The organism is Martelella sp. FLE1502 (assembly GCF_053484255.1).
The window spans coordinates 1-22,422 of sequence record NZ_JBAKFQ010000044.1; the positions used below are offsets into that span (position 1 = coordinate 1).

Genomic DNA, 22,422 nt, shown 5'->3' on the forward strand with positions numbered 1-22,422 from the left:
CCAAAATACGGCGGCGTCGGATTGACCGACGCCGCCAGTTTCGCCCTCAGGGAGGTTGAGAGCTCTTCCAGGATGACGCATCAGGCAAAGCTAAAGCTGCACGGCAAAACCAAGGCGATTGTGCGGACGTCGGCGGACCTCAATCTCAAGTCTATCCGAGGGCGAGAGAGTAAAGTGCCTGATCAGGCTGTGCGATCCGCCTTGGCCCGGATGAGGATCAGCGCTTCGTTGAGCGCCGCCTTCACCCGCACGGCTTCCGTCCTTGTGCCCGGCTTTCTTGAAAACGCCAGCAGGGTTCCCCAAAGCTCGGAAATGCGCGCGACCATGGCGGTGATGCGGCGGAGATTGCTGTCCGCGATCTCCTGCCTGCCGAGCGCAAGCGCGCGTGTTGTATTGGCGGCATAGGTCTCGATCGCGGCCAGCAGCTGATTGATCTCGTGGGCAAGCGTTGCCTCCATTTGCCCGACACCGGCCAGTTTCGCCGTCTGGATTAGTTCGCGCTGAACCCGCTTCAGTTCCCGTTCGGCCTCGATCCGATCATCGATCTCGTGCGACAGGCTGCGGTTTTCCAGGCTGAGCTCTTTTGTCCGGTCGCGCGGAAACGATACGGCTGCGATTGCCCAGGACATGCAACTGCCAGCCCTTCAGCGGCAGGTCACGCATGACATCGATATGCGTGGTGTGGGCCGCCCGTGCCGAACCGGGCGTCGATCTCGGAGACTGGCTTCAACAGCCAGTCTTCGCGGTTGGAAAGGAACACGATGCCATTGCTGTCGGTGACGAAAATCGGATCGGCAGAAAGCGCCCAGGCGCGCTCCACCGCATCGAACCCGCCATAGACGGCGACCACGCCTCGCAACTGCCCGTTCCGGCGGACACCCGTCCCGGAGGCGTAAACGCGGCTTTTCCCGTTGACGAGGGCAATGGTGCGGCCGAGCCGATTTTCGTTCGCCGCCCTTAAGAGTTCCGCGCGGCCGGCTTGTCCCCGGAGATATCCCGCGCCGCGGCAAGCAACTTGCCGTCAGACGTAAAGAACGCCATATCTCGCGCGCCGGAAAGACCGGCGACTTCTTCCGCCAGCGAACGCGCCCTTTTCTGAATGGAGTCCTCGGAGGCGAGGCTTGCAAACAGCAACGCCACTTCATCCTGCCGGGCAAGAAGGGGCGGAATCAGCCGGTATTTTTCCAGCACGCCGTTGAGGACTTACGCCTGAACGGCCAGTGTTTCGGCGGCCTGGCGCTGAACGTAGCCGCGGGAGCGATCCGTGACCACTTTCCACACGGCGGAGGTTCCGGCCAATGTCAGAACGAGCAAAACGAAAGCCACGCCTGCACGCAATCTGAAAAAAAACGCGACCGAACTGCTCTGCCGGTGAGCCAGATGTCCATTCGACTCCCTCACGAGAAATTCCCTGTCGGATCACCCTGAGGGACATCACGCACGCTCACCATAGCCGCAACGGGCCAGGCTAGCCAACAGGTTTGGCGGATTACAGAAAGGCATCCGGCCTGGTTTCCCCAAGAGCGGGCGACGTCTCGACACAGGTTGAGGGCGGCATGTTTGCGTCGCGTTAACCTCGATCAATGCGCTGCCGTGGGAAATCGGTTCAGGTCGATCTTTAAAGGACCCTTCAGAGCGCAAGCCGGGGGCGATATTTTCAGTCGGAGGACCGCAATGATCGACCAAACCAAGCCGCAGACCGAGCCGGCGCCAGAGCTTTCATCCAGATTTCCGACGGCCTACACCATTCTTTTTGCTCTGATCGTACTGGTCGCCGCGCTGACCTGGATCATTCCGGCCGGTCAGTATGACCGGGTGATGAATGAGGAGGTCGGGCGCGAAATCGCCGTCGCCGGCACCTTCCATGAGGTCGATCCGAACCCGCAGGGCTTCGTCGACGTGATGCTGGCGCCGATTGCCGGGTTCTACAATCCCGACAGCTATGCGGCAAACGCCATCGACGTGGCGCTGTTCGTCCTGTTTCTCGGCGGCTTCCTCGGCGTGGTGAATGCCACCGGCGCGATAGACAAGGGGATCAAGGCGGCGATGTTCGACATGAAGGGGCACCAGATATGGATCATTCCGATCATGATGGGGCTTTTCGCGCTGGGCGGCACCACCTATGGCATGGCTGAAGAGACGCTGGCCTTCTATGCCATCCTGATCCCGGTCATGATCGCTGCGGGCTACGACGCCGTGACGGGCGTCGCGATCATCCTGATCGGCGCGGGCATCGGCGTGCTCGGATCGACGATCAACCCCTTCGCCACCGTGATTGCCTCCAATGCGGCAAGCATTCCCTTCACCGACGGGTTGATCCTGCGGCTGGTGCTCCTCCTGGGCGGTCTGGTGATCTGCGCGGCCTATGTCATGCGCTATGCCCATCGGGTCAGGACCGATCCGTCACGCTCGGTCGTCGCGAAACAGGCCGAGGCCCATAAAAAGATCTTTCTTCAGGACAAATTCGGCGAAGAGACCGAGGCGAAGCTGAGCGGCACTCAGAAGGTTGTTCTGTTGATTTTTGCCGCCACCTTCGTGGTCATGATCTGGGGTGTTTCCAGCCAAGGCTGGTGGATGGCGCGGATGAGCGCGCTGTTCCTCGGCTCGGCCATCGTCATCGGACTGATCTCGCGGCAGGGCGAAAAGCAGCTGACCGGCAGTTTCGTCGACGGCGCGCGTGATCTTCTGGGCGTAGCGCTTGTGGTCGGGCTGGCGCGCGGCATCGTCGTCATCATGGAAAACGGGCTGATCGCCGACACGATCCTGCACGGCGCCGAACAGACGCTCGGCGGGCTTGGCGAGCTGGCCTTCATCAATGTGATGTTCTGGATCGAGCTCGGCATGAGCTTCTTCGTGCCGTCCTCGTCGGGGCTGGCCGTGCTGTCGATGCCCATTCTGGCACCGCTTTCCGACTTCGCCGGCGTCGGCCGCGACCTTGTGGTCACGGCCTATCAGTCCGCCAACGGACTGGTAAATCTGATCAATCCGACCTTCGCTGTGGTCATCGGCGGGCTCGCCATCGGGCGCGTGTCCTATGACCGCTGGATCGTCTTCATCTGGCCGCTGATGCTGATCCTTCTGATCTTCATCTCGGTCGTGCTGAGTATCGGCGCATTACTGTGAAAGAGAGGTCCGTTATGACCAACCATCAACTCGGGGTCCATTCCGAAAGCGGCAGGTTGCGGCAGGTCATCATCTGCCGGCCTGGCCTCGCGCACCGGCGGCTTACGCCCGACAATTGCGAGCAACTGCTTTTCGACGACGTGTTTTGGGTCAAGCAGGCACAGAAGGATCACGACGCCTTTGCAGAGGCGATGCGCAACGAAGGCGTCGAGGTGCTGGAAACCGGCGCGATGCTGGCCGAGGTTCTGGACAATCCCGAGGCGCGCAAATGGGTTCTCGACAACCGCATTTCGGCCCAGCATGTCGGCATCGGCATGCAGAAGGAATTGCGGGGCTGGATGGACACGCTTGAGGGCGCCAAGCTTGCCGAATATCTGATCGGCGGGCTGACGGTCGCCGATCTGCCGTTTGCCGCCGATGGCATGTTCGGCAGCTATCTCGGCTATCACGGCTTCATCCTGCCGCCGCTGCCGAATTTCCTGTTCACCCGCGACAATTCGGCCTGGCTCTATGGCGGCGTCACGCTGAACCCGATGTACTGGCAGGCACGCCGCCCGGAAACCCTGCTGACCGCTGCGATCTACCGGTTCCACCCGAAATTCGCGGGCAAGGTCGAGGTGATCTGGGGCGACCCGCTGGCCGATCACGGGCTTGCCACGCTTGAAGGCGGCGACCAGATGCCGGTCGGCAACGGCCTGGTTCTGGTCGGCATGGGCGAGCGTACCTCGCCGCAGGCCGTGGGGCTTCTGGCCGAGGCGCTGTTCAGCCAGGGCCGCGCCGAGCGGGTGATCGCCTGCCAGATGCCGAAGGAACGCTCCGCCATGCATCTCGACACGGTCTTCACCTTCTGCGGCGGCGATGTCGTGACCAGCTTCAAGGAAGTTGCGGAGGAAATGACCTGCTACGATCTGCATCCCGGCGAGGGCGGCAAGCCGATCGACATGCGCCACGATACCCGCCCGCTGTTCGAGGTCGTGGCCGATGCGATGGGCTTCAAGCAGTTGAAGGTCATTCCCACCGGCGGTAGCGATCCGTTCGAGCAGTCGCGGGAGCAGTGGAACGACGGCAACAACGTGCTGGCGCTGCGTCCCGGCGTGGTCATGGGCTATGACCGCAACGACGACACCAATGCGGCGCTGCGCGCCGAAGGCATCGAGGTGATCGAGCTGCCCGGCGCGGAACTCGGGCGCGGGCGCGGCGGCAGCCGCTGCATGTCCTGCCCGACCATGCGCGATCCGGCCTGAGGAGAATACAGCCATGGCTTACAATCTGAAGAACCGCAATTTCCTGACCCTGCGCGACTTTACGCCGCAGGAAATCGCCTTCCTTCTCAAACTTGCGGCCGATCTGAAGACCGCGAAATATGCTGGCACCGAGGTGCCGACGCTGAAGGGCAAGGAAATCGCGCTGATCTTCGAGAAGGACAGCACCCGCACCCGCGTCGGCTTCGAGGTGGCGGCCCATGATCAGGGCGCGACGGTCACCTATCTGGGCCCCTCGGGCAACCACATGGGCCACAAGGAAACCGTCAAGGACACCGCAAGGGTGCTCGGCCGGGTCTATGATGCGATCGAGTATCGCGGCTTCGGGCAGGCGGTGGTGCAGACGCTTGCCGAATGGTCTGGCGTGCCGGTCTATAACGGGCTGACGGACGAGTTCCACCCCACCCAGATTCTCGCTGATTTCCTGACCATGCAGGAACACAGCGACAAGCCTCTGCGCGAGATCGCCTACTGCTTCTTGGGCGACGCCGGCAACAATATGGGCGACAGCCTGCTGATCGGCGGGGCAAAGATGGGCATGGACGTGCGGCTTTGCGCGCCGGAAAGCCTGTGGCCGACTGCGGAGATCCGCAAGGAGGCCGAAGAGATCGCGGCGGCGACCGGCGCGCGGATTATGCTGACGGAGAATGTCGACGAAGCCGTCAAGGGCGCGGATTTCCTCTACACCGATGTCTGGGTCTCCATGGGCGAAGCCAAGGAGAAATGGGCCGAGCGCATCGACCTTCTGAAGCCTTATCAGGTTACAACGGAGGTCATGGCAAAGACCGGCAATCCGCGCACGAAATTCATGCACTGCCTGCCCGCCTTCCACAATACCGATACCAGCGTCGGCAAGGAGATACAGGAGCAGTTCGGCCTTGATGCGATGGAGGTGACCGAAGAGGTGTTCGAAAGCCCTGCCTCGATCGTGTTCGATCAGGCGGAAAACCGGATGCACACCATCAAGGCGGTTTTGGTCGCCACGCTGGGAGGTTGACCATGCTTGTCGTGGCAGCCCTGGGCGGCAATGCGCTCCTGAAACGGGGCGAGCCGCTGACGGCGGAAAATCAGCGCGCCAATGTCCGCGAGGCCGCGCATGCGCTGGCCGGCATCGTCAAGGCGGGGCACCGGCTCGTGGTCACCCACGGCAACGGCCCGCAGGTGGGGCTGCTGGCGCTGCAAGGTGCTGCCTACAAGCCGGACGAGGCCTATCCGCTGGATGTGCTCGGGGCCGAGACCGGCGGCATGATCGGCTACATGATCGAGCAGGAGCTCGAAAACGCGCTCGATCATGCAAAGCCGGTGGCCACGCTGCTGACGCAGGTCATCGTGGACGGGCGTGACCCGGCCTTCGGCAAGCCGACCAAATTCATTGGGCCGGTCTATGCGCGCGAAGAGGCCGAGGCGCGCGCCAAGGCGGCCGGCTGGACCATTGCGCAGGATGGCGACAAGTGGCGGCGGGTGGTGCCTTCGCCAGTGCCGCAGGAGATCCCGGATATCCGGGTGCTGCGGCTTCTGCTGGATCAGGGCGTGATCGTGATCTGCACCGGCGGCGGCGGCATTCCAGTGCTGCGCCTGCCCGACGGCAGCATGACTGGCATTGAGGCGGTGATCGACAAGGATGCGGCCAGCGCCCTTCTGGCGCAACAGCTCGGGGCCGATGCCCTGCTGCTTTTGACCGATGTGGACGCGGTCTATCGCGGTTTCGGCACCCCGGATGAGGCGGCGATTGCGGAACTTGCGCCCGAGGAGGCCCGTGAACTCGATTTGCCGGCCGGGTCGATGGGACCGAAGATCAGGGCCGCGGCGGAATTCGCAAGCCATGGCGGACTGGTCGGGATCGGCCGGCTCGACCAGGCCACCGCCATACTGGAGAAACGCGCCGGCACCCGCATTGTCGGAGATGGAAGATAAGGAAGGAAAGACCATGCCTCGCTTGAAGGATAAGATCGCGCTCATTACCGGTGGCGCTGCCGGGATCGGGCTTGAGACCGCCCGTCTTTTCCTGAAGGAGGGCGCGCGCGTGGCGCTGGTCGATCTGCGCGAAGAGGATCTGAAGAAGGCGGCCGAAAGTCTTGGCTCGTCTGATATTCTGACGGTAGCGGCCGATGTGTCCTCGCCGGAAGACGCCGCGCGCTATGTCCGTGAAACCGTGGAGCGGTTCGGCCGGATCGACATCTTCTTCAACAATGCCGGCATCGAGGGCAAGGTCGCCCCGCTGACCGAGCAGAAGATCGAGGATTTCGACCGGGTGATGGCCGTCAATGTGCGCGGCCCCTTCTTGGGCCTGCAACATGTTCTGCCGGTGATGGTGAAACAGAAATCCGGCAGCATCATCAACATGTCGTCGATTGCCGGGCTGAAGGGCAGCCCCAATGTCGCCCCCTACATCACCTCGAAACACGCGGTGGTCGGCCTGACGCGCGCGGCCGCGGTCGAGGCGGCGGTGGCCAATGTGCGGGTGAATTCCGTCCATCCCTCGCCGGTCAACACGCGGATGATGCGCTCGCTCGAAGACGGGTTCAGCCCCGGCCACGGCGACGAGGTCAAGAATCAGCTTGCCTCCACCATTCCTTTGGGCCGTTATGGCGAAAGCGCGGATATCGCCAATCTGGTGCTGTTCCTCGCATCCGACGAGTCCGCTTTCATCACCGGCGCGCAATATCCGGTGGACGGAGGCATGGCCGCAACGTGATGACCGAACGCCGCCCGGGAGGTCGCCTATGCAGGATGTAAAGCCGGATGAAGGTGTCCCGGATGCCGGAGAAGCCCGCGGGACCGTCGTGGCGATCCGGGGCGGGATCGTCGACGTGGCGTTCGCGGACCGGGTTCCCGCCATCAACAGCCTTCTCATGGCCGGCGATATTCCGATGGAGGTCGCCTCCATGGTCGGCGAGCGCACCGTGCGCTGTATTGCGCTCGGCGTCGTTGGCGGCCTGGCGCTCGGCGCCGAGGTTGCCGACACGGGCGGCGGCATCGCCGTTCCGGTGGGCGAGGCGGTGCTGGGGCGGATGCTCGACATGTTCGGCAGGCCGCTCGACGGGCGGCCCGCGCCGGAGGCCGAGGACCGCCGTTCCATTCACGCCGCGCCGCCGCATCTGGCGGACAGGGTGCTGCGCGCCGAGGTGCTCGAGACCGGCATCAAGGCGATCGACCTGCTGTCTCCCATCGAGCGCGGCGGCAAGACCGGGCTTTTCGGCGGGGCGGGCGTGGGCAAGACGGTTCTTCTGAGCGAGCTCATCCACAACACGGTCGAGCATCACCACGGCGTCAGCCTGTTCTGCGGCATCGGCGAACGCTCGCGCGAGGCGGAGGAGCTGTGGCGCGAGATGGGCGAGGCGGGCGTGCGCGACAAGATGGTGATGCTGTTCGGCCAGATGAACGAGGCTCCGGGCGTGCGCTATCTCGTCGGAAAATCGGCGCTGACGATGGCCGAGTATTTCCGCGATACGCGCGGGCAGGATGTGCTGGTGCTGATCGACAATATCTTCCGCTTCGTGCAGGCGGGCTCTGAACTCTCCGGGCTCCTCGGTCGGATGCCGAGCCGGGTGGGCTATCAGCCGACGCTGGCGACGGAACTGGCGGAGCTGGAGGAGCGGATTTCCTCGACCCGCAAGGGCGCGATCACATCGATCCAGGCGGTCTATGTTCCGGCAGATGATTTCACCGATCCGGCCGCCGCGCACATCTTTTCGCATCTTTCCGCTTCGGTTGTGCTGTCGCGCAAGCGCGCGAGCGAGGGGCTTTATCCGGCGGTCGATCCGCTGGCCTCGACCTCGGTCATGCTGACGCCCAACGTGGTGGGGCAGCGCCATTATGATGTCGCCCGCGCGGTGCGCCGGACGCTCGCCGAATACGAGGATCTGCGCGACATCATCGCCATGCTCGGCATTGAGGAACTGTCGGCGCATGACCGCGCCGTCGTCGCTCGGGCCCGGCGGCTGGAGCGCTTCCTCACCCAGCCCTTCTTCACCGTCGGCGCTTCGGCCGGCACCACGGGCAGGCTCGTTTCCATCGACGAGACGCTGGAGGGCTGCGAGGCGATCCTGTCGGAAACCAGTTTCGACCGCCCGGAAAGCGATTATTACATGATCGGCAGCCTGAAAGAGCTCGGGGAGGCGGCGGCATGAGCACGGCCTCGCAAATGCAGGTTCATCTGCGCCTGCCCTCCGCCGTGCTGTTCGAGGGCGCGGCCACACGCCTCAGGGCCGAGGCGGAGGATGGCGGCTTCGGCATTCTGCCCAACCATGTGGATTTCGTCACGGCCCTGGTGCCCTCGGTTCTCCTGCTGAGCGAGCCGGACGGGCGGGAACGGTTCTTCGGCATCGACGAAGGGCTTCTGGTCAAGAAGGGGCATGCCGTCGACGTTGCGGTGCGCCGCGGGATTGAGAGCGACGATCTGGAGAGCCTGCGCGCGCGCGTGGTCCGCAGCTTCGCCGAAATCGAGGACGAGGAGCGCGTGGCGCGCACCGCCCTGTCGCGGCTCGAGGCCGAGATGGTGCGCCGCTTCGCAAGCCTGAGGAAGATGCAGCCATGAACGATGAGGACGACCGCGCCGCCAGCGAAATCGGCCGCCGCGCCGGCCGGATGAAGAACGCACGCGACAAGCCAGGCCCGAGCCCGCTCAGGGGTTTTGGCACCTTCGGCATGATCGGCTGGTCGGTTGCCGTGCCGACGGTGGGCGGCGCGCTTCTGGGCCTCTGGCTGGATCGCGTCGCGCCGCAGGGGTTTTCGTGGACGCTGGCGCTGCTGCTCGGCGGCGTTGTCATTGGCGTGTTCATTGCCTGGGGCTGGGTCTTGAAGGAAGGAAATGACGATGATCGCACTTGACTGGACACTGGTTGCGCCGGGCTTTCTGGCCGGCGCCGTGGCGGCTGCCCTGTTTCTCGGCGGCCTGGCGCTCGGCATCCGGTTTGCCCTGCGCCGGCAGAGCCCGGCACTGGTGCTGTTTCTCAGCGCCGCGCTGCGCATGGCGGCGTTGCTCGGGCTTGGCTGGTGGGTCGCGGGGCTGGGCCTACAGGCGATCGCGGCTTTCGCTTACGGCTTTCTCCTCACGCGGACGATCATCGTGGCCGTCGTGCGATCGGGCGAGGCTCCGAGATGCAACTGACGCCCGACGATACCACCGTCTTCACCATTCTCGGCATCGCCATCAACGCCACGATCGTCAATACGTGGATCATCATGGCGCTGCTTGTCGGGGTGTCGGCCCTGGTCACGCGCCGGCTGCGCCCGGATGTTCCGCCGAGCCGCTGGCGCACCGCGCTCGAAGTCATCGTCAGCTTGATTGTCGGTCAGATCGCCGAGGTGACCCAGCGGCGCGATCCGCGCATCCTCTATTTCGTCGGCACGCTGTTCCTGTTCATCGTGACCGCGAACCTTCTCATGGTGGTGCCCGGTTTCGATACGCCGACCGCGTCGCTTTCGACCACGGTGGCGCTGGCGCTCTCCGTGCTGGTGGCGGTGCCGGTCTTCGGTATCGGCAGCCGAGGGTTGGGCGGCTACCTGAAGACCTATGCCGAGCCCTCGATCATCATGCTGCCGTTCAATATCGTCAGCGAGGCATCACGCGGCGTTTCGCTCGCCATCCGCCTGTACGGCAACATCATGAGCGGCGCCGTCATCGCCGCCATCCTCTTGTCCATCGCGCCGTTCTTCTTTCCGGTGGTCATGGACATGCTGGGCCTGCTGACGGGCGTTATCCAAGCTTACATCTTCGCCGTTCTGGCGACCGTCTATATTTCCTCGGCCACCGCCGTTTCCGATGCCGCCGACGACAAAAAGGACATGCCCCATGACTGACCTCTCCATCATCGCCTTCATCTCGATCCTGACCGCCGGGCTGACGGTATCGTTCGGCGCGCTCGGTCCGGCCCTCGGCGAGGGACGCGCCGCCTCGACAGCGCTCAGCGCCATCGCGCAGCAGCCGGATGCGGCCTCGACCCTGTCGCGCACGCTGTTCGTCAGCCTCGCGATGATCGAATCGACGGCCATCTATTGTTTTGTCGTCGCCATGATCCTGCTGTTCGCCAACCCGTTCTGGAACGCGGCGCTGGAGGCGGCGGCGCAAGGGGCCGGGAGCTGACGCCATGTCGATCGACTGGATAACGGTCGGCGCGCAGATCGGCAATTTCCTGGTTCTGGTCTGGCTGCTGAAGCGGTTCCTGTACCGGCCCATTCTCGACGGTATTGACGCGCGCGAGCGGGAAATCTCCACGCGCATGGGCGAAGCCGCCCGGGTCGAGGCGGCGGCCGAGAAGCAGAAGGCCGAGTATGAGGCGCGGATCGAGGCGTTGCAAGCCAGCCGCGCCGAAACGCTGGAAGCCGCCCGGCAGGAGGCCGAGAAGGAGCGCCGCGAAATGCTGGCCGAGGCCCGCCGGAAAATCGACCGCGAACAGGCGGAACGGGCCGCGCAACGCGCCGAGGATGCGCGCGCCTACCGGACCGAGCTGCAGAAAACCGGAGCCGAGGCGCTGTTGTCGCTGACCCGAAAGGCGCTGACGGACCTAGCCGACGAGACGCTGGAGAGCCGCATCGTGGCCCGTGCCGTTGCGCGCCTGCCCGAGGTGGCCGACAGGCTGCATGGCGAGCCCCAACACGCGGTGGCGGTGACCCGCAATCCCTTGCCCGAAGATGTGCGCGATGGCCTGCGCGACGCGCTGAAGACGCTTGCGCCAAGCGCGCAGCTCAGTTTCGAGACCGATCAGACGCGGTCGCCGGGGCTCGGCCTGAAACTGGGAAGCGCCGAGGTGGACTGGACGATCGACGACTATCTCGCAGACCTTGAGGCGATGCTGGGTCAGGCCATGGACGACCTGCCGGCCGGGAGCGCGCGCGATGACGGATGACGGCGTTGGCGAAACCGGCGCGGGCGCGTTGCTGCGCAAACTTCTGGAGGCGCCGGCGCCGCCTCCGCGCGTCAGCGAGATGGGGCGTCTGGAGGAAGCCGCCGACGGCGTCGCCATCGTCACCGGTCTTGGCTCGGCGCTGGCCGATGAAGTGCTGGAATTCGCCTCCGGCGTAAAGGGCATCGTGTTTGATCTGGAGCCGGGCCGGCTGGGCGTCGTTCTGCTCGGTCCCACGGAACGCCTGACGCCGGGAGAGACAGTGCGACGCACCCGCCAGGTGGTAAGCGTGCCGGTCGGGGCACCGCTTCTGGGGCGGGTCGTGGATCCGATCGGCCGGCCGCGGGACGGACAGGGGGCGGTCGAGACGAACCATCACCGCCCCATTGAATGGCCGGCGACGGGGATTCTTGAGCGGCGGGCGGTGTCGCGGCCGCTCGCTACCGGACTGAAGGCGGTGGACGCGGCGGTGCCCGTCGGCATGGGCCAGCGGGAACTGATCATCGGCGACCGGCAGACCGGCAAGACCTCGATCGCGGTGGATGCGATCCTCAACCAGCGCACGACCGGGGTGCATTGCATCTATTGCGCGATCGGGCAAAGGGGCGATGCCGTCGCCAAGGTCATCGGCGCGATCCGCGAGGGCGGCATGATGGAGCGCACCGTCATCATGGCCGCGGGCGACGAGGATGCGCCCGGCCTGGTCTATGTCTCGCCCTATGCCGCGATGGCGATGGCCGAAGCGTTTGCGGCCAGGGGACAAGACGTGCTTCTGGTGCTGGACGACCTGACGCACCATGCCCGCGCCTATCGCGAGCTGTCGCTTCTTTTGCGCCGCCCGCCGGGGCGCGAGGCTTTTCCCGGCGACATCTTCTTCATCCATGCCCGGCTTCTGGAGCGCGCGGGCCAGTTCGGCGAGGGGCGCGGCTCGATCACCGCCCTGCCTGTGGTCGAGACGCAGGCCGAGAACCTTTCGGCCTATATCCCGACCAATCTGATCTCGATCACCGACGGGCAGATCTACCTGTCGCCGCGGCTGGTGCGGCGCAACCAGTTTCCGGCGGTCGATCTCGGCGTGTCGGTCAGTCGCGTCGGCGGCAAGGCGCAGGCCCGGGCCTTTCGCGCGGTCGCGGGCAATCTGCGCGTCACGCTGTCGCAATTCGAGGAGCTTGAGGAGTTTGCCCGCTTCGGCACGCGGCTGGACGAGGATACCCGCGCGCGTCTGGCGCGCGGGGCGGCGGTGCGCGCGGCGCTGCGCCAGCCCGAGCGCGATCCGATGCCGGCCGCCGAGCAGCTCGCCATCCTCATCGCCGCGATAGAGGGCCTTCTCGACGGACTGGACGAGACGCGGGCCATGCAGGCGATGGCCGCGATCCGCCGCGCCGTGCGCGAGGACGATGCCGGACTTGCGGCAAGCCTCACAGCCGACGAGGCCCTGACGGACGCCATGCGCGCGGGCGTCACGGCCAGGGCGCGCCAAGCCGTCGAAGCGATGGGAAAAGGCGATGACGCAGACGCTTGAGCTTCTCACCCGCCGCGCCGAAACCATGGACAGCATTCGCGGCATCGTGCGCACGATGAAGACGATGTCGGCGATCAACGCCGCGCCTTACGAACAGGCCGCTCACGCCATCGAGGCCTATCGCGCCACGGTTCTGGACGGCCTGCACGCGTTCATCACCGTCGAGGGACCCTTGCCCGAGTTTTCCGAAAACGCCGCGGAGCGGGTCACGATCGCCTTCGGCTCCGATCACGGGCTTTGCGGCAATTACAATGAATTGCTGGCTGAAGAGGTTCAGCGCGGCCCGGGCAATGAAGCCCCGACGCGGGTGATCTGTATCGGTGCGCAGTTGGAGGACGCGCTGGCGGGGCAGGGGATCGCCGCCGATACCGCGCTTCTGCCGCCGGCCAATGTCGACGGGCTGGGCCGGCTTGCCGGAAGACTGATCACCCTCATCGACGATATCCAGGGCGTCAGAGGCGATGCCGGCATGACCGTGTCGCTGGTGTTCATGCAGCGGACCGAGCATGGCCGGCAGGCGCCGGTGACGCGCAGGCTGCTGCCGCTCGACCCGGCCATGACCGGGGCGTTGGCGGCGCGCCCTTGGGCATCGCGCAGCCTGCCGACCTTTTCTCTTGCGCCCGGACGTCTTTTGGCCGCCCTTGTCCGCAGCTTTCTTTTCACGGAACTCTTTCTCGCCGCGGCCGAGGCGCTGGTGACCGAAAACGCCGCGCGTCTGGCCCGCATGCAGCAGGCCGAACGCGCGATTGATGACCGCCGCGAGGAACTGGCCGGCGAGATGCGCCAGTTGCGGCAGAGTGAGATCACCACCGAACTGCTCGATGTCATCATCGGTTTCGAGGCGCTGAAATCGCATCGAAAGAAGCGGCATGACGAAGACGAACCTGAACAGCGCGGTTAGGGGCAGGGCCCTTCAGCCTAAAATCCTGACCAAAGGATCCGTTTCGGCGCTGGTTGCGTTAACAGTAGGCAAGGCCCGCAATGCAATGCCGGCAATAAGTAGCGGAGGCGCTTTCGGAGCCTCTTGGTCGAGTGTCCGATGTGGAGATTGGAGATGTTTGTCAAATCCATCATGCGCCGTCCCGTGACCACCGTCGGTCCCACGGCATCTGTCCGGGCCGTGGCGGCGCTCATGAAGGAGTGCGGCATAGGCGTCGTCGTGATCTGCGAGGCGGAGAAGGTTGTCGGCATCGTTACCGACCGGGATATCGTGACGCGCTATCTTCCCAACGCCGTGTCCGATGGGCCGATCGCCGCGATCATGACACGCGACGTTGCCACCTGTCGCCCCGAACAGACGGTCCGCGAAGCGGCGCACCGCATGGGCGATCTTCAAATTCGCCGGTTGGTCGTTGTCGATGACGCCGGCGCTGCTGCCGGCATCATGTCGCTGGGCGACATCGCCAACGACGCCGATGAAGAACTTGCGGGGCAAACGCTCGGAGAGGTGGTCGAGACGCGCTGAAGCATGGCAGAGCCAGGCTGAATCGCGTCAGGTTATTGCGGTCTGCGCAGAAAGATTTCCTTGCGGAGCCGGGTGAGGTCAACCCCTGCAAAGTCGCTCAGGGCGTTCAGATTGTTAAGGGAAATCTCCTGATTATCGAAATTTGTGATCAGCCCGTTGCGCGCGAACCGGCGCATGGTGCGGCAGACATGCACGTTGCTGAGGCCGGTGAATTCTCCGATCTTGTGCTGATTCATTGGCAGGCGAAATCGCCCGTTCCGGGTCAGGCCGATCTGCTCCAGCCGGACATAAAGCTCCAGCAGGGTATAGGCCACGCGGCACGCTCCGCTGCTTCGCCCCATTCGCAACAGGAGTTCGGACATGCGGGCCTGTGTGGTCACGAGCAGCGCCGTGAACAGCCTGCGCAGCTCGGCGTGTTCCGGGGCCGGGCCATTGACGTGCTCGAGCGGTATGGCGATGTAGCTGATATCGGTTAGCGCCTCGACGGTGAAGGCTGCGACGGGGGCGACCTCCGCGCCGACCAGCGCAAAATCACCCGGCAGCATCACGTCGATGATTTGTACCTCGCCTTCGGGCATTGTCTTGGAAAGCGCCGCCCAGCCGTTCAGCAGCAACATCGAATGTTCGGCGTATCCCGATTCCTGAACGATGGTCTGTCCCTTGGCGGCCCGGAGTTTAGCCTGTTTCGGACGCAGTGCGGTATAGGCATCGACAACCGAAGACCGTGGGATACTCCGATACGCCTTCTGCAAAGGTCCGCTGATCTGCATGATGAATTCTCCCCATGGCGGGCGCTATGGAACGGTTGCGAACGTGTCTGGGTGACGGCTTGCCTTCGCCTCAACAGCCTGCACCGTCCCGCGATCCACAACGGCAGACCGGAGCCGCCGGGCTGTCTTGTCCGTGCGGCCATCTTCTTTTCGCCGCGGCTCCCTCGCCGAACGAGATAATGCGGCACCTATCTACTCTCGCCGAGCCGCCCAGTCAGGTCAAGCTGAAGCTCCTGCCCGCTGCTGTGAAGGCTTCAGAAACATGGGTTTGACCATATGAGTTGCTCTTGTTCTGGCCTCTAATGAATGTTGTGATCGATCTACCGCGCAACGCGTCTCATTTTGCGTGTAAGCATCCGAGAATGTGCGAACCCCGGTTTCAAACGTAAATCGGCATTAGTTTTGTGAAGTTCGAGATATAAAGACGACATGTCGCATTGTCGCAGTCTTTCCACCCGCTAAAATGTTGTAGAGCGATTACATGCATATGTCGGGGCGAAATTTCACGCCGAAATGGGGATGGCAGAGTGCGGACAGGTTCGGGTAAATGGGTTGCGATCGTCGTCCTGGCAGCCGTTGCGGCCGGCGGTTATGCCGCATGGCGCAATCTCAACGGCAACGCTCTTCCTGAAGGCATTGCCAGCGGGAACGGCCGTATCGAAGCAACGGAAATCGATATCTCCGCCAAGACGGCTGGGCGAATCAGCGAGATTTTCGTCAATGAAGGCGATTTCATTCAGGCCGGCGAGAAACTGGTGCAGATGGACACCAGACAGCTGGAGGCGCAAAAACGCGAGGCCGAGGCCAAGCTGCGCAGCGCCCGCACAGGCGTGGACGCCGCCAATGCGACCATAGAACAGGCGAAGGCGGAAAAGCGGGCCGCCGAAGCCGTCGTCGAACAGCGCAAGGCCGTTCTCAATTCCGCCGAGGCCACTTTCGCGCGCTTCCAGAAGCTGGTCCAGACAAATGTCACTTCCAGGCAGGCGCTCGAGGACGCCGAGGCGAAGGCGCTGCAGGCGAAGGCCACCGTTGCCGCGGGTGAGGCCTCGTCCGCCGCTGCGAGCGCGGCCGTCAGCACCGCCGAAGCGCAGCTTACCAAGGCGCAAGCGGCGATTGATGCCGCGGAGGCGAGCATAGACTATATCCAGTCGATCATTGACGACAGCACACTGACTGCGCCGCGGCCCGGACGTGTGCAGTATCTCGTCGCCCAACCGGGCGAGATCGTTGCGGCCGGCGGTCGCATTCTCAACATTGTCGATCTGACAGATGTCTATATGAACTTCTTCCTGCCGACCGAGCAGGCGGGCCGAACGGCAATCGGCGCGGAGACCCGGCTGGTGCTCGATGCCGCGCCGCAATTCACCATCCCCGCCAGCATTTCCTATGTTTCCGACGTCGCCCAGTTCACGCCTAAGACCGTCGAGACGGAGGTGGAGCGCCAGAAACTGATGTTCAGGGTCAAGGCTCGCATCGACCCGGCTCTGTTGCGCGAGCATATCGATCTCGTCAAGACCGGCCTGCCCGGCGTCGCCTATGTGCGCTATGACCCCAATGCCGCCTGGCCTGACGCGCTTGAAGGAAATCTCGCCCAATGAATGTCGCGGATGAGCAGGGTGGCGCCGGCGCAGTCGCTCGCCTCGAAGGCGTCAGCCTGCTTTATCGCAAGACGACGGCGCTGAACGACATATCGCTTGACATTCCCGCCGGCTGCATGGCCGGTCTCATCGGCCCGGACGGAGTCGGCAAGTCAAGCCTGCTGTCGCTGATTGCCGGCGCGCGCAAGGTGCAGACCGGCGCTGTAAGCGTGCTTGGCGGCGATATCTCCGATGACGGGCACCGCCGCGCCGTCTGCCCGCGCATCGCCTATATGCCGCAGGGGCTCGGCCGCAATCTCTACGCCACGCTGTCGGTCTACGAGAATATCGATTTCTTCGGCCGTCTTTTCGGCCATGCCCATGCGGAGCGCCGGCGGCGCATCGAAACCCTGATGAAAAGTACGGGGCTGCTGCCCTTTGCTGACAGGCCGGCCGGCAAGCTCTCGGGCGGCATGAAACAGAAGCTCGGGCTTTGCTGCGCGCTGATCCACGACCCCGACCTTCTGGTTCTCGACGAACCGACGACCGGCGTCGATCCCCTGTCCAGACGGCAGTTCTGGAGCCTGATCGACGATATCCGCGCCTCGCGCCCCGGCCTGAGCGTCATCGTCGCAACCGCCTATATGGAAGAGGCCGCGCGCTTCGACTGGCTGGCTGCGATGAATGACGGCAATGTTCTTGCCACCGGCAGCCCGGCCGACCTTTTAAACGCGACCGCCACCGACAATCTCGACGACGCTTTCGTGGCGCTGCTGCCGGAAGCGACCCGCGGCGGCCGTAAGGCCTTGGACATTACCCCGCGCGAGGAGGGCGATGCCGGCGATTTTGCCATCGAGGCCGAGCATCTGAGCAAGCGTTTCGGCGATTTCACCGCCGTCGACGATGTCAGCTTCCGCATTCGCCGGGGCGAGATTTTCGGTTTTCTCGGCTCGAATGGCTGCGGCAAGACCACGACCATGAAAATGCTGACCGGGCTTCTGGATGTGAGCGACGGCACGGCAAAGCTGTTCGGCCAGCCGGTCGATCCCGGCAACCTCGATGTGCGCCGGCGGGTCGGCTATATGTCCCAGGCCTTCTCGCTCTATACCGAGCTGACCGTGCGGCAGAACCTGTCTTTGCACGCGCGGCTTTACCGGCTGCCGACGGAGACGATCGAACCGCGCGTTGGCGAAATGATCGCGCGGTTCGATCTCGCCGACGTTGCCGACAGCCTGCCGGAGGCGCTGCCGCTCGGCATCCGCCAGCGCCTGTCGCTGGCGGTCGCGATGATCCACGGACCGGATATCCTGATCCTGGACGAACCGACCTCCGGCGTTGACCCGCTGGCCCGCGATGACTTCTGGCGCATGCTGATCGCGCTTTCGCGCAACGACAACGTCACGGTTTTCGTCTCCACCCATTTCATGAACGAGGCGGCGCGCTGCGACCGGATTTCGTTGATGCATGCCGGCAGGGTGTTGGCGAGCGACAGCCCGGCTGCCATTATCGAGGCAAGCGGAAAGGCAACGCTCGAAGAGGCCTTCATCAGCCATCTGGAAGCGGTCACGGACGAGACGCAGGAGACGGAAGAGCCCGCGATCGCCGAAGATGCCGAAAAGGAGGGCGCCGACGGGCGAGCCGCCGAAAGGGCGCTGAAACACCGTTTCGACGTTCGCCGGATGATGGCCTATTCCTGGCGCGAGGCGCTGGAACTGCGCCGCGACCCGATCCGCGCCACCATGGCGATCATCGGCAGCGTAATTCTGCTGCTGGTGATCGGATACGGCATCAACCTCGACATCGAAAACCTGAGCTATGCAACGCTTGACCGCGATCAGACCGTAACGAGCAGGGACCTGACGCTCGATATCTCCGGATCGCGCTATTTCGATGAGAAAGCCCCGCTCATCGATTATGCCGATATGGACAGGCGCATGCGTGACGGGGAAATCAGTTTCGCCATCGAAATTCCGCCGCATTTCGCCGCCGATCTGGCGCGCGGGCGCGATGTCGAAGTCGGCGTCTGGCTAGACGGCTCGATGCCGCAGCGCGCATCGTCGGCCAGGGGCTATATTCAGGGCGTCTATGCCACATGGCTTACCCGCAAGATCGAGGAAGTCTATGGGGCGGGGGCGGCTGATCCGGCCTATTCGGTCGCCGCACGCTATCGCTACAACCCGGATATCCGCAGCCTGGTCGCCATGGCGCCGGCGGTCATTCCGCTGCTCTTGCTGCTCATTCCCGCCATTCTCACCACACTTTCCGTGGTGCGGGAGAAGGAGCTGGGTTCAATCGTCAATTTCTATGTCACGCCGACGACGCGGCTGGAATTCCTGATCGGCAAGCAACTGCCCTATGTCGTGCTTGCCATGTTCAATTTCGCCCTGCTGCTGGCAACCTCGCTGATGGTGTTTCAGGTGCCCTTTACCGGCAGCGTGCTCACCTTTTCGCTGGCGGCCCTTCTGTTCGTCACCATTTCCACTGGCATGGGCCTGCTGGTATCGACCTTTACCAGTAGTCAGATCGCAGCCCTGTTCGCCACCGCCCTGATCACGCTCATTCCGGCAATCCAGTATTCCGGCCTGATCGATCCGGTCAGCGCGCTTCAGGGGGTCGGAGCCATGATCGGCGAGGTCTATCCGGCCACCTATTTCGTGACGATATCGCGCGGAACCTTCACCAAGGCGCTCAGCTTTGTCGATCTTCAGGCGTCTTTCGTGCCTTTTCTCATCGCCATTCCGATTCTGACGATCGCCAGCACGCTTCTGCTCGGCAAGCAGGAGAGGTAGGTCATGCGGTTTTCCAATATCCTCCAGCTCGGCATCAAGGAATTGCGGGGGCTTGGCCGCGACACGCTGATGATCATTCTGATCGTCTACGCCTTTTCGCTGTCCATCTACATGGAGTCCTCGGCGATGCCGGAAACGCTTAACCGCGCGGCGATCGCGGTTGTCGATGAGGATCGCTCGGCGCTGTCGCAACGCATTGTCGATGCCTTCTATCCCCCCTATTTCATCGAGCCTGAAATCATTACCACCGCCGAGATGGACGCCCGGCTGGATAGCGGAACATCAACCTTCGTGCTCGATATACCGACAAACTTCGAACGGGATGTATTGGCCGGGCGAAACCCGGAGCTGCAGCTCAATATCGACGCCACGCGCATGACGCAGGCCTTTACCGGCAACACCAACATCCAGCAGATCATCGACAATACCGTCAGCGAATATCTTAACCGTGCTCCAGGCGGCATCGGAATTCCGGTCTCTCTCGATATCCGCGCCAGCTATAATCCGCAGCTCAGCCAGATGTGGTTCGGCTCGATCATCAACATCATCACCAGCATCACCATGCTGTCGATGATCCTTTCGGGCGCGGCGCTGATCCGCGAGCGCGAGCATGGCACGATCGAACACCTTCTGGTCATGCCGGTCACCGCAGTGGAAATCGTGGTCAGCAAGATCTGGTCGATCGGCCTCGTCGTCCTCGTTGCCTCGACGCTTTCCCTCGTGATCGTGGTTGAAAGCATTCTCGGCGTGCCCGTCAGCGGCTCCATGCCACTTTTCATGGCCGGCAGCGCGTTGATGTTGTTCGCGATGTGCTCGCTCGGCATTTTCCTGGCGACGATTGCGGGCTCGATGCCGCAGTTCGGCCTGCTGCTGATGCTGGTGCTGCTGCCGCTGCAGGTGCTTTCCGGCGGACTGACGCCGCGCGAAAGCATGCCGCAATTCATTCAGGACATCATGCTGCTGGCACCCAATACCCATTACGTGACTTTGTCGCAGGCCATCCTGTTTCGCGGCGCGGGCCTTGATGTCGTCTGGCCGCAATTCGTCTGGCTGGCAGTCCTCGGACTGGCGCTCTTTTCCATCGCGCTGCGCCGTTTCCGCGGGTTCCTGCAATAAGTGCCGTAGTCGGTGTTCATTGTCGTTTCCGAAGACACGATCAACCACAGTTTCCTCGCCTTTATGGATGGCCCGCCTTGCCGCCAGCGTCCGTTTATGATGCCGGTGTTCAAGGGAGGAGGGGCGATGCCTATTGGCCAGCCCCAGCTCCCAACCAACCGCAGTGGCGGCTCAGGCCAAAACACCGAACAGTTTCAGATTCCGCTGACAATGCGGGCGTACAATTTCAGAATGTATCAATCTATCAACTGCTTATGGAGAGACAGGCATGTTTCACAGGTTCGTATCCCATCACGACCCGTCTTTTGCATATCTGTGCAACTTTGGTATCAAAAGCTGTATTCTGGCTACTTGGCAATCTTTAGATGCGTCGGTTTTGCTTGTTTTTTTCGATTGGTCACAGGTGTGGGGCGTCTTGGCCATTGGTGTTGGGGACTTTCGATAGCGCGTTCCGGGGCCGTAACGCATGGTGTACGTGGTCGATTTCGGACAAGAGAGACGCGGTGGACGTCGATGATGCCGGGCTTCATCGGGCTCTCGTCGACCGATCGCGCGTCAATCATGATCATTTCACATCGGCGTCTTCCGTCAGGTTCGCCGCGGAGGTGCAATGTCTTCACATGGGGGTAAATTCATGACTGCACATCAAAGACAACCCGCGTCTTTGAGGAGCAAACAGCGCGGCACGGCCAAGCCGGTGGGCGATCTCCGAAGAGAAGCCGGAACGCTGCTGAGAAAACGGCGCGCACAACTCCTTACACAAGCAGCAATCGCTAGCGTCATCGCCGGCTTCATCGGCATGAGCCCGGCAGCAGCAGCCCCCGTGCCGACGTGTCCGGACAATCCGCTGAACGCGACTGGCGTTACTTTCGGCGGCAACTGCGACTTGGGCGCGACAGGCTTCGTCGTCGCCGTGTCCGGAGATGGAAGCCTGACGATCAACGGCGGCGGCAAACTTGCAAGCTACACAGGCAGTATCGGCTCTGCCGCGGGTTACATTGGCGCGGTCACCGTCAGCGGCGCGGGATCGAACTGGACCTTGGGCAGTGCACTCACGATCGGCGACAGCGGCAACGGGACGCTTACCATCGAGGGCGGCGGCACTGTCAACAGCGGCACAGCCTATCTCGGCTACGCGGCAGGTTCGCAGGGCAGCGTAACTGTCACCGGTTCATCCGGGACTGACCCTGTCACGCCGTCCCACTGGAAGATAACCAACCAACTGGACGTCGGCTGGCAGGGCCAGGGAATACTTTCCATCCTGGATGGCGGCGAGGTTGAAGTCGTCGGCATGACCAGGATCGGCGGCAATGACTCGGCCGAGGCCACCGTTTCCGGCAGCGGCTCGAAACTCATGGCGGGCGGCCTTTATATCGGCGGCAGCCAAGCCACGGCGACACTTGACGTTTTGGGCGGCGGATCGGTTCTTGTCGCTGAATCGGGCGAACTTGCATCGTACCGCGGCGCCTACATGCTTGTCAGCGGAGCGGGATCGCGAGCAAAGTTCTCGGAGCTTGTCATAGGGCGCGACTATTACGGCGGCGTCGTCACGGTTTCAAAGGGCGGCGTCATCAACGCCGATACAGTTCTGCTCGGCGGGATAGGAGAGGGGTTTGGCGATATCGGCTGGCTCTACATCGGCGGCGGCCAGGAAATCGACGGAGAGTTACAGCAGCCCGCCGCGCCCGGCACCGTCGACACCGAGAGCGTGACATTCGCTGGCGAGCGGGCACGCCTCGTTTTCAACCATACCAGCGATGATTTCACGTTCTCTGCGGACCTGATCGACGACAGCACATTCAATATATTCAACCCTGAAATTGAAAACTACGCCGGCACCACAATCCTCACAGGCGACGGCTCCAGTTTTGCGGGAACCATATCGGTCTGGGGCGGCAGGCTAGAGCATCGGGCGATTAGTCTGCAACGCATGCTGTTGATTTGAAGTAGTTC

Annotated in this window: 23 protein-coding genes and 1 pseudogene; 19 read left to right on the top strand and 5 right to left on the bottom strand. The window is 63.3% G+C overall.

The genetic code is table 11. The features are described 5' to 3' along the window. Positions 1-96 precede the first annotated feature (96 nt). The 4 genes and pseudogenes from V6767_RS22205 to V6767_RS22220 form a co-directional block, all read right to left on the bottom strand. Positions 97-186: pseudogene (locus V6767_RS22205) on the bottom strand (DUF4158 domain-containing protein); the annotation flags it as partial. Further along, positions 183-629, bottom strand: coding sequence for a hypothetical protein (locus tag V6767_RS22210; protein WP_448475435.1), 447 nt, complete (start codon positions 627-629; stop codon positions 183-185). The pseudogene V6767_RS22205 and the gene V6767_RS22210, both read right to left, overlap by 4 nt. 26 nt (positions 630-655) lie before the next feature. Then, positions 656-859: a hypothetical protein gene (locus V6767_RS22215; protein ID WP_448475436.1), complete on the bottom strand. Its 204-nt coding sequence runs from the start codon at positions 857-859 to the stop codon at positions 656-658. Positions 860-957: 98 nt separating this feature from the next. After that, positions 958-1,191: a hypothetical protein gene (locus V6767_RS22220; RefSeq protein ID WP_448475437.1), complete on the bottom strand. Its 234-nt coding sequence runs from the start codon at positions 1,189-1,191 to the stop codon at positions 958-960. A 483-nt stretch (positions 1,192-1,674) separates the two neighbouring features. Between V6767_RS22220 and V6767_RS22225 the strand changes: the two genes are divergently transcribed. The 15 genes from V6767_RS22225 to V6767_RS22295 all read left to right on the top strand — a co-directional run bounded on the left by V6767_RS22225 (position 1,675) and on the right by V6767_RS22295 (position 14,217). Continuing rightward, positions 1,675-3,123 (top strand): YfcC family protein, encoded by a 1,449-nt coding sequence (locus tag V6767_RS22225; protein ID WP_448475438.1) that lies wholly within the window; start codon positions 1,675-1,677, stop codon positions 3,121-3,123. 14 nt (positions 3,124-3,137) lie between these two features. Continuing rightward, positions 3,138-4,367 carry an arginine deiminase gene (locus V6767_RS22230; RefSeq protein ID WP_448475439.1) on the top strand — a complete coding sequence of 410 codons (1,230 nt, stop codon included), beginning with the start codon at positions 3,138-3,140 and terminating at the stop codon, positions 4,365-4,367. A 13-nt stretch (positions 4,368-4,380) separates the two neighbouring features. Further along, entirely contained in the window at positions 4,381-5,382 is a 1,002-nt protein-coding gene (gene argF / locus V6767_RS22235; RefSeq protein WP_448475440.1) for an ornithine carbamoyltransferase, read from the top strand. Between the two features lie 2 nt (positions 5,383-5,384). After that, positions 5,385-6,299: a carbamate kinase gene (gene arcC / locus V6767_RS22240; protein ID WP_448475441.1), complete on the top strand. Its 915-nt coding sequence runs from the start codon at positions 5,385-5,387 to the stop codon at positions 6,297-6,299. A gap of 13 nt (positions 6,300-6,312) precedes the next feature. Further along, positions 6,313-7,080, top strand: coding sequence for an SDR family NAD(P)-dependent oxidoreductase (locus V6767_RS22245; protein WP_448475442.1), 768 nt, complete (start codon positions 6,313-6,315; stop codon positions 7,078-7,080). Positions 7,081-7,108: 28 nt separating this feature from the next. Continuing rightward, a complete protein-coding gene (atpD, locus tag V6767_RS22250) occupies positions 7,109-8,515 on the top strand; it encodes a F0F1 ATP synthase subunit beta (RefSeq protein WP_448475443.1) in 1,407 nt (468 codons plus the stop codon). Next, positions 8,512-8,922 (top strand): ATPase, encoded by a 411-nt coding sequence (locus V6767_RS22255; protein ID WP_448475444.1) that lies wholly within the window; start codon positions 8,512-8,514, stop codon positions 8,920-8,922. The genes atpD and V6767_RS22255 overlap by 4 nt, the downstream gene beginning before the upstream one ends. After that, the gene (locus V6767_RS22260; protein WP_448432236.1) at positions 8,919-9,215 is read left to right on the top strand and encodes an AtpZ/AtpI family protein; all 297 of its coding nucleotides are present in this window, start codon (positions 8,919-8,921) and stop codon (positions 9,213-9,215) included. The genes V6767_RS22255 and V6767_RS22260 overlap by 4 nt, the downstream gene beginning before the upstream one ends. Further along, complete coding sequence (locus tag V6767_RS22265) at positions 9,202-9,495, top strand: N-ATPase subunit AtpR (protein WP_448475445.1); 294 nt, start codon at positions 9,202-9,204, stop codon at positions 9,493-9,495. The genes V6767_RS22260 and V6767_RS22265 overlap by 14 nt, the downstream gene beginning before the upstream one ends. Further along, the gene (locus V6767_RS22270; protein WP_448475446.1) at positions 9,486-10,187 is read left to right on the top strand and encodes a F0F1 ATP synthase subunit A; all 702 of its coding nucleotides are present in this window, start codon (positions 9,486-9,488) and stop codon (positions 10,185-10,187) included. The genes V6767_RS22265 and V6767_RS22270 overlap by 10 nt, the downstream gene beginning before the upstream one ends. Further along, complete coding sequence (locus V6767_RS22275; protein WP_448467634.1) at positions 10,180-10,470, top strand: F0F1 ATP synthase subunit C; 291 nt, start codon at positions 10,180-10,182, stop codon at positions 10,468-10,470. Before V6767_RS22270 ends, V6767_RS22275 begins: the two co-directional genes overlap by 8 nt. 4 nt (positions 10,471-10,474) lie before the next feature. Continuing rightward, entirely contained in the window at positions 10,475-11,233 is a 759-nt protein-coding gene (locus V6767_RS22280; protein ID WP_448475447.1) for a F0F1 ATP synthase subunit B family protein, read from the top strand. Next, positions 11,223-12,752 (top strand): F0F1 ATP synthase subunit alpha, encoded by a 1,530-nt coding sequence (locus V6767_RS22285; protein ID WP_448475448.1) that lies wholly within the window; start codon positions 11,223-11,225, stop codon positions 12,750-12,752. The genes V6767_RS22280 and V6767_RS22285 overlap by 11 nt, the downstream gene beginning before the upstream one ends. After that, positions 12,736-13,653, top strand: a complete 918-nt coding sequence (locus tag V6767_RS22290; RefSeq protein ID WP_448475449.1) for a F0F1 ATP synthase subunit gamma — start codon at positions 12,736-12,738, stop codon at positions 13,651-13,653. Before V6767_RS22285 ends, V6767_RS22290 begins: the two co-directional genes overlap by 17 nt. A gap of 153 nt (positions 13,654-13,806) precedes the next feature. Continuing rightward, positions 13,807-14,217, top strand: a complete 411-nt coding sequence (locus V6767_RS22295) for a CBS domain-containing protein (protein ID WP_448475450.1) — start codon at positions 13,807-13,809, stop codon at positions 14,215-14,217. A gap of 32 nt (positions 14,218-14,249) precedes the next feature. On the opposite strand, the gene V6767_RS22300 is transcribed toward V6767_RS22295, so the two are convergent. Continuing rightward, entirely contained in the window at positions 14,250-14,987 is a 738-nt protein-coding gene (locus V6767_RS22300) for a Crp/Fnr family transcriptional regulator (protein ID WP_448475451.1), read from the bottom strand. 527 nt (positions 14,988-15,514) lie between these two features. On the opposite strand from V6767_RS22300, the gene V6767_RS22305 reads away from it, so the two are divergent. The 4 genes from V6767_RS22305 to V6767_RS22320 all read left to right on the top strand — a co-directional run bounded on the left by V6767_RS22305 (position 15,515) and on the right by V6767_RS22320 (position 22,414). Then, entirely contained in the window at positions 15,515-16,585 is a 1,071-nt protein-coding gene (locus V6767_RS22305; RefSeq protein WP_448475452.1) for an HlyD family secretion protein, read from the top strand. Beyond that, positions 16,582-19,353 carry a ribosome-associated ATPase/putative transporter RbbA gene (rbbA, locus tag V6767_RS22310; RefSeq protein ID WP_448475453.1) on the top strand — a complete coding sequence of 924 codons (2,772 nt, stop codon included), beginning with the start codon at positions 16,582-16,584 and terminating at the stop codon, positions 19,351-19,353. Before V6767_RS22305 ends, rbbA begins: the two co-directional genes overlap by 4 nt. A gap of 3 nt (positions 19,354-19,356) precedes the next feature. Next, positions 19,357-20,469, top strand: a complete 1,113-nt coding sequence (locus V6767_RS22315) for an ABC transporter permease (protein WP_448475454.1) — start codon at positions 19,357-19,359, stop codon at positions 20,467-20,469. 634 nt (positions 20,470-21,103) lie between these two features. Next, positions 21,104-22,414: a hypothetical protein gene (locus tag V6767_RS22320; protein WP_448475455.1), complete on the top strand. Its 1,311-nt coding sequence runs from the start codon at positions 21,104-21,106 to the stop codon at positions 22,412-22,414. Positions 22,415-22,422: the final 8 nt, after the last annotated feature.

Bases quoted from the DNA above. Each gene is read 5' to 3' on its own strand.
- V6767_RS22210 (WP_448475435.1), bottom strand. From the start codon at position 629: ATGTCCTGGGCAATCGCAGCCGTATCGTTTCCGCGCGACCGGACAAAA.
- V6767_RS22225 (WP_448475438.1), top strand. From the start codon at position 1,675: ATGATCGACCAAACCAAGCCGCAGACCGAGCCGGCGCCAGAGCTTTCA.
- V6767_RS22230 (WP_448475439.1), top strand. From the start codon at position 3,138: ATGACCAACCATCAACTCGGGGTCCATTCCGAAAGCGGCAGGTTGCGG.
- argF (WP_448475440.1), top strand. From the start codon at position 4,381: ATGGCTTACAATCTGAAGAACCGCAATTTCCTGACCCTGCGCGACTTT.
- arcC (WP_448475441.1), top strand. From the start codon at position 5,385: ATGCTTGTCGTGGCAGCCCTGGGCGGCAATGCGCTCCTGAAACGGGGC.
- V6767_RS22245 (WP_448475442.1), top strand. From the start codon at position 6,313: ATGCCTCGCTTGAAGGATAAGATCGCGCTCATTACCGGTGGCGCTGCC.
- atpD (WP_448475443.1), top strand. From the start codon at position 7,109: ATGCAGGATGTAAAGCCGGATGAAGGTGTCCCGGATGCCGGAGAAGCC.
- V6767_RS22255 (WP_448475444.1), top strand. From the start codon at position 8,512: ATGAGCACGGCCTCGCAAATGCAGGTTCATCTGCGCCTGCCCTCCGCC.
- V6767_RS22260 (WP_448432236.1), top strand. From the start codon at position 8,919: ATGAACGATGAGGACGACCGCGCCGCCAGCGAAATCGGCCGCCGCGCC.
- V6767_RS22265 (WP_448475445.1), top strand. From the start codon at position 9,202: ATGATCGCACTTGACTGGACACTGGTTGCGCCGGGCTTTCTGGCCGGC.
- V6767_RS22270 (WP_448475446.1), top strand. From the start codon at position 9,486: ATGCAACTGACGCCCGACGATACCACCGTCTTCACCATTCTCGGCATC.
- V6767_RS22275 (WP_448467634.1), top strand. From the start codon at position 10,180: ATGACTGACCTCTCCATCATCGCCTTCATCTCGATCCTGACCGCCGGG.
- V6767_RS22280 (WP_448475447.1), top strand. From the start codon at position 10,475: ATGTCGATCGACTGGATAACGGTCGGCGCGCAGATCGGCAATTTCCTG.
- V6767_RS22285 (WP_448475448.1), top strand. From the start codon at position 11,223: ATGACGGATGACGGCGTTGGCGAAACCGGCGCGGGCGCGTTGCTGCGC.
- V6767_RS22290 (WP_448475449.1), top strand. From the start codon at position 12,736: ATGACGCAGACGCTTGAGCTTCTCACCCGCCGCGCCGAAACCATGGAC.
- V6767_RS22295 (WP_448475450.1), top strand. From the start codon at position 13,807: ATGTTTGTCAAATCCATCATGCGCCGTCCCGTGACCACCGTCGGTCCC.
- V6767_RS22300 (WP_448475451.1), bottom strand. From the start codon at position 14,987: ATGCAGATCAGCGGACCTTTGCAGAAGGCGTATCGGAGTATCCCACGG.
- rbbA (WP_448475453.1), top strand. From the start codon at position 16,582: ATGAATGTCGCGGATGAGCAGGGTGGCGCCGGCGCAGTCGCTCGCCTC.
- V6767_RS22315 (WP_448475454.1), top strand. From the start codon at position 19,357: ATGCGGTTTTCCAATATCCTCCAGCTCGGCATCAAGGAATTGCGGGGG.
- V6767_RS22320 (WP_448475455.1), top strand. From the start codon at position 21,104: ATGACTGCACATCAAAGACAACCCGCGTCTTTGAGGAGCAAACAGCGC.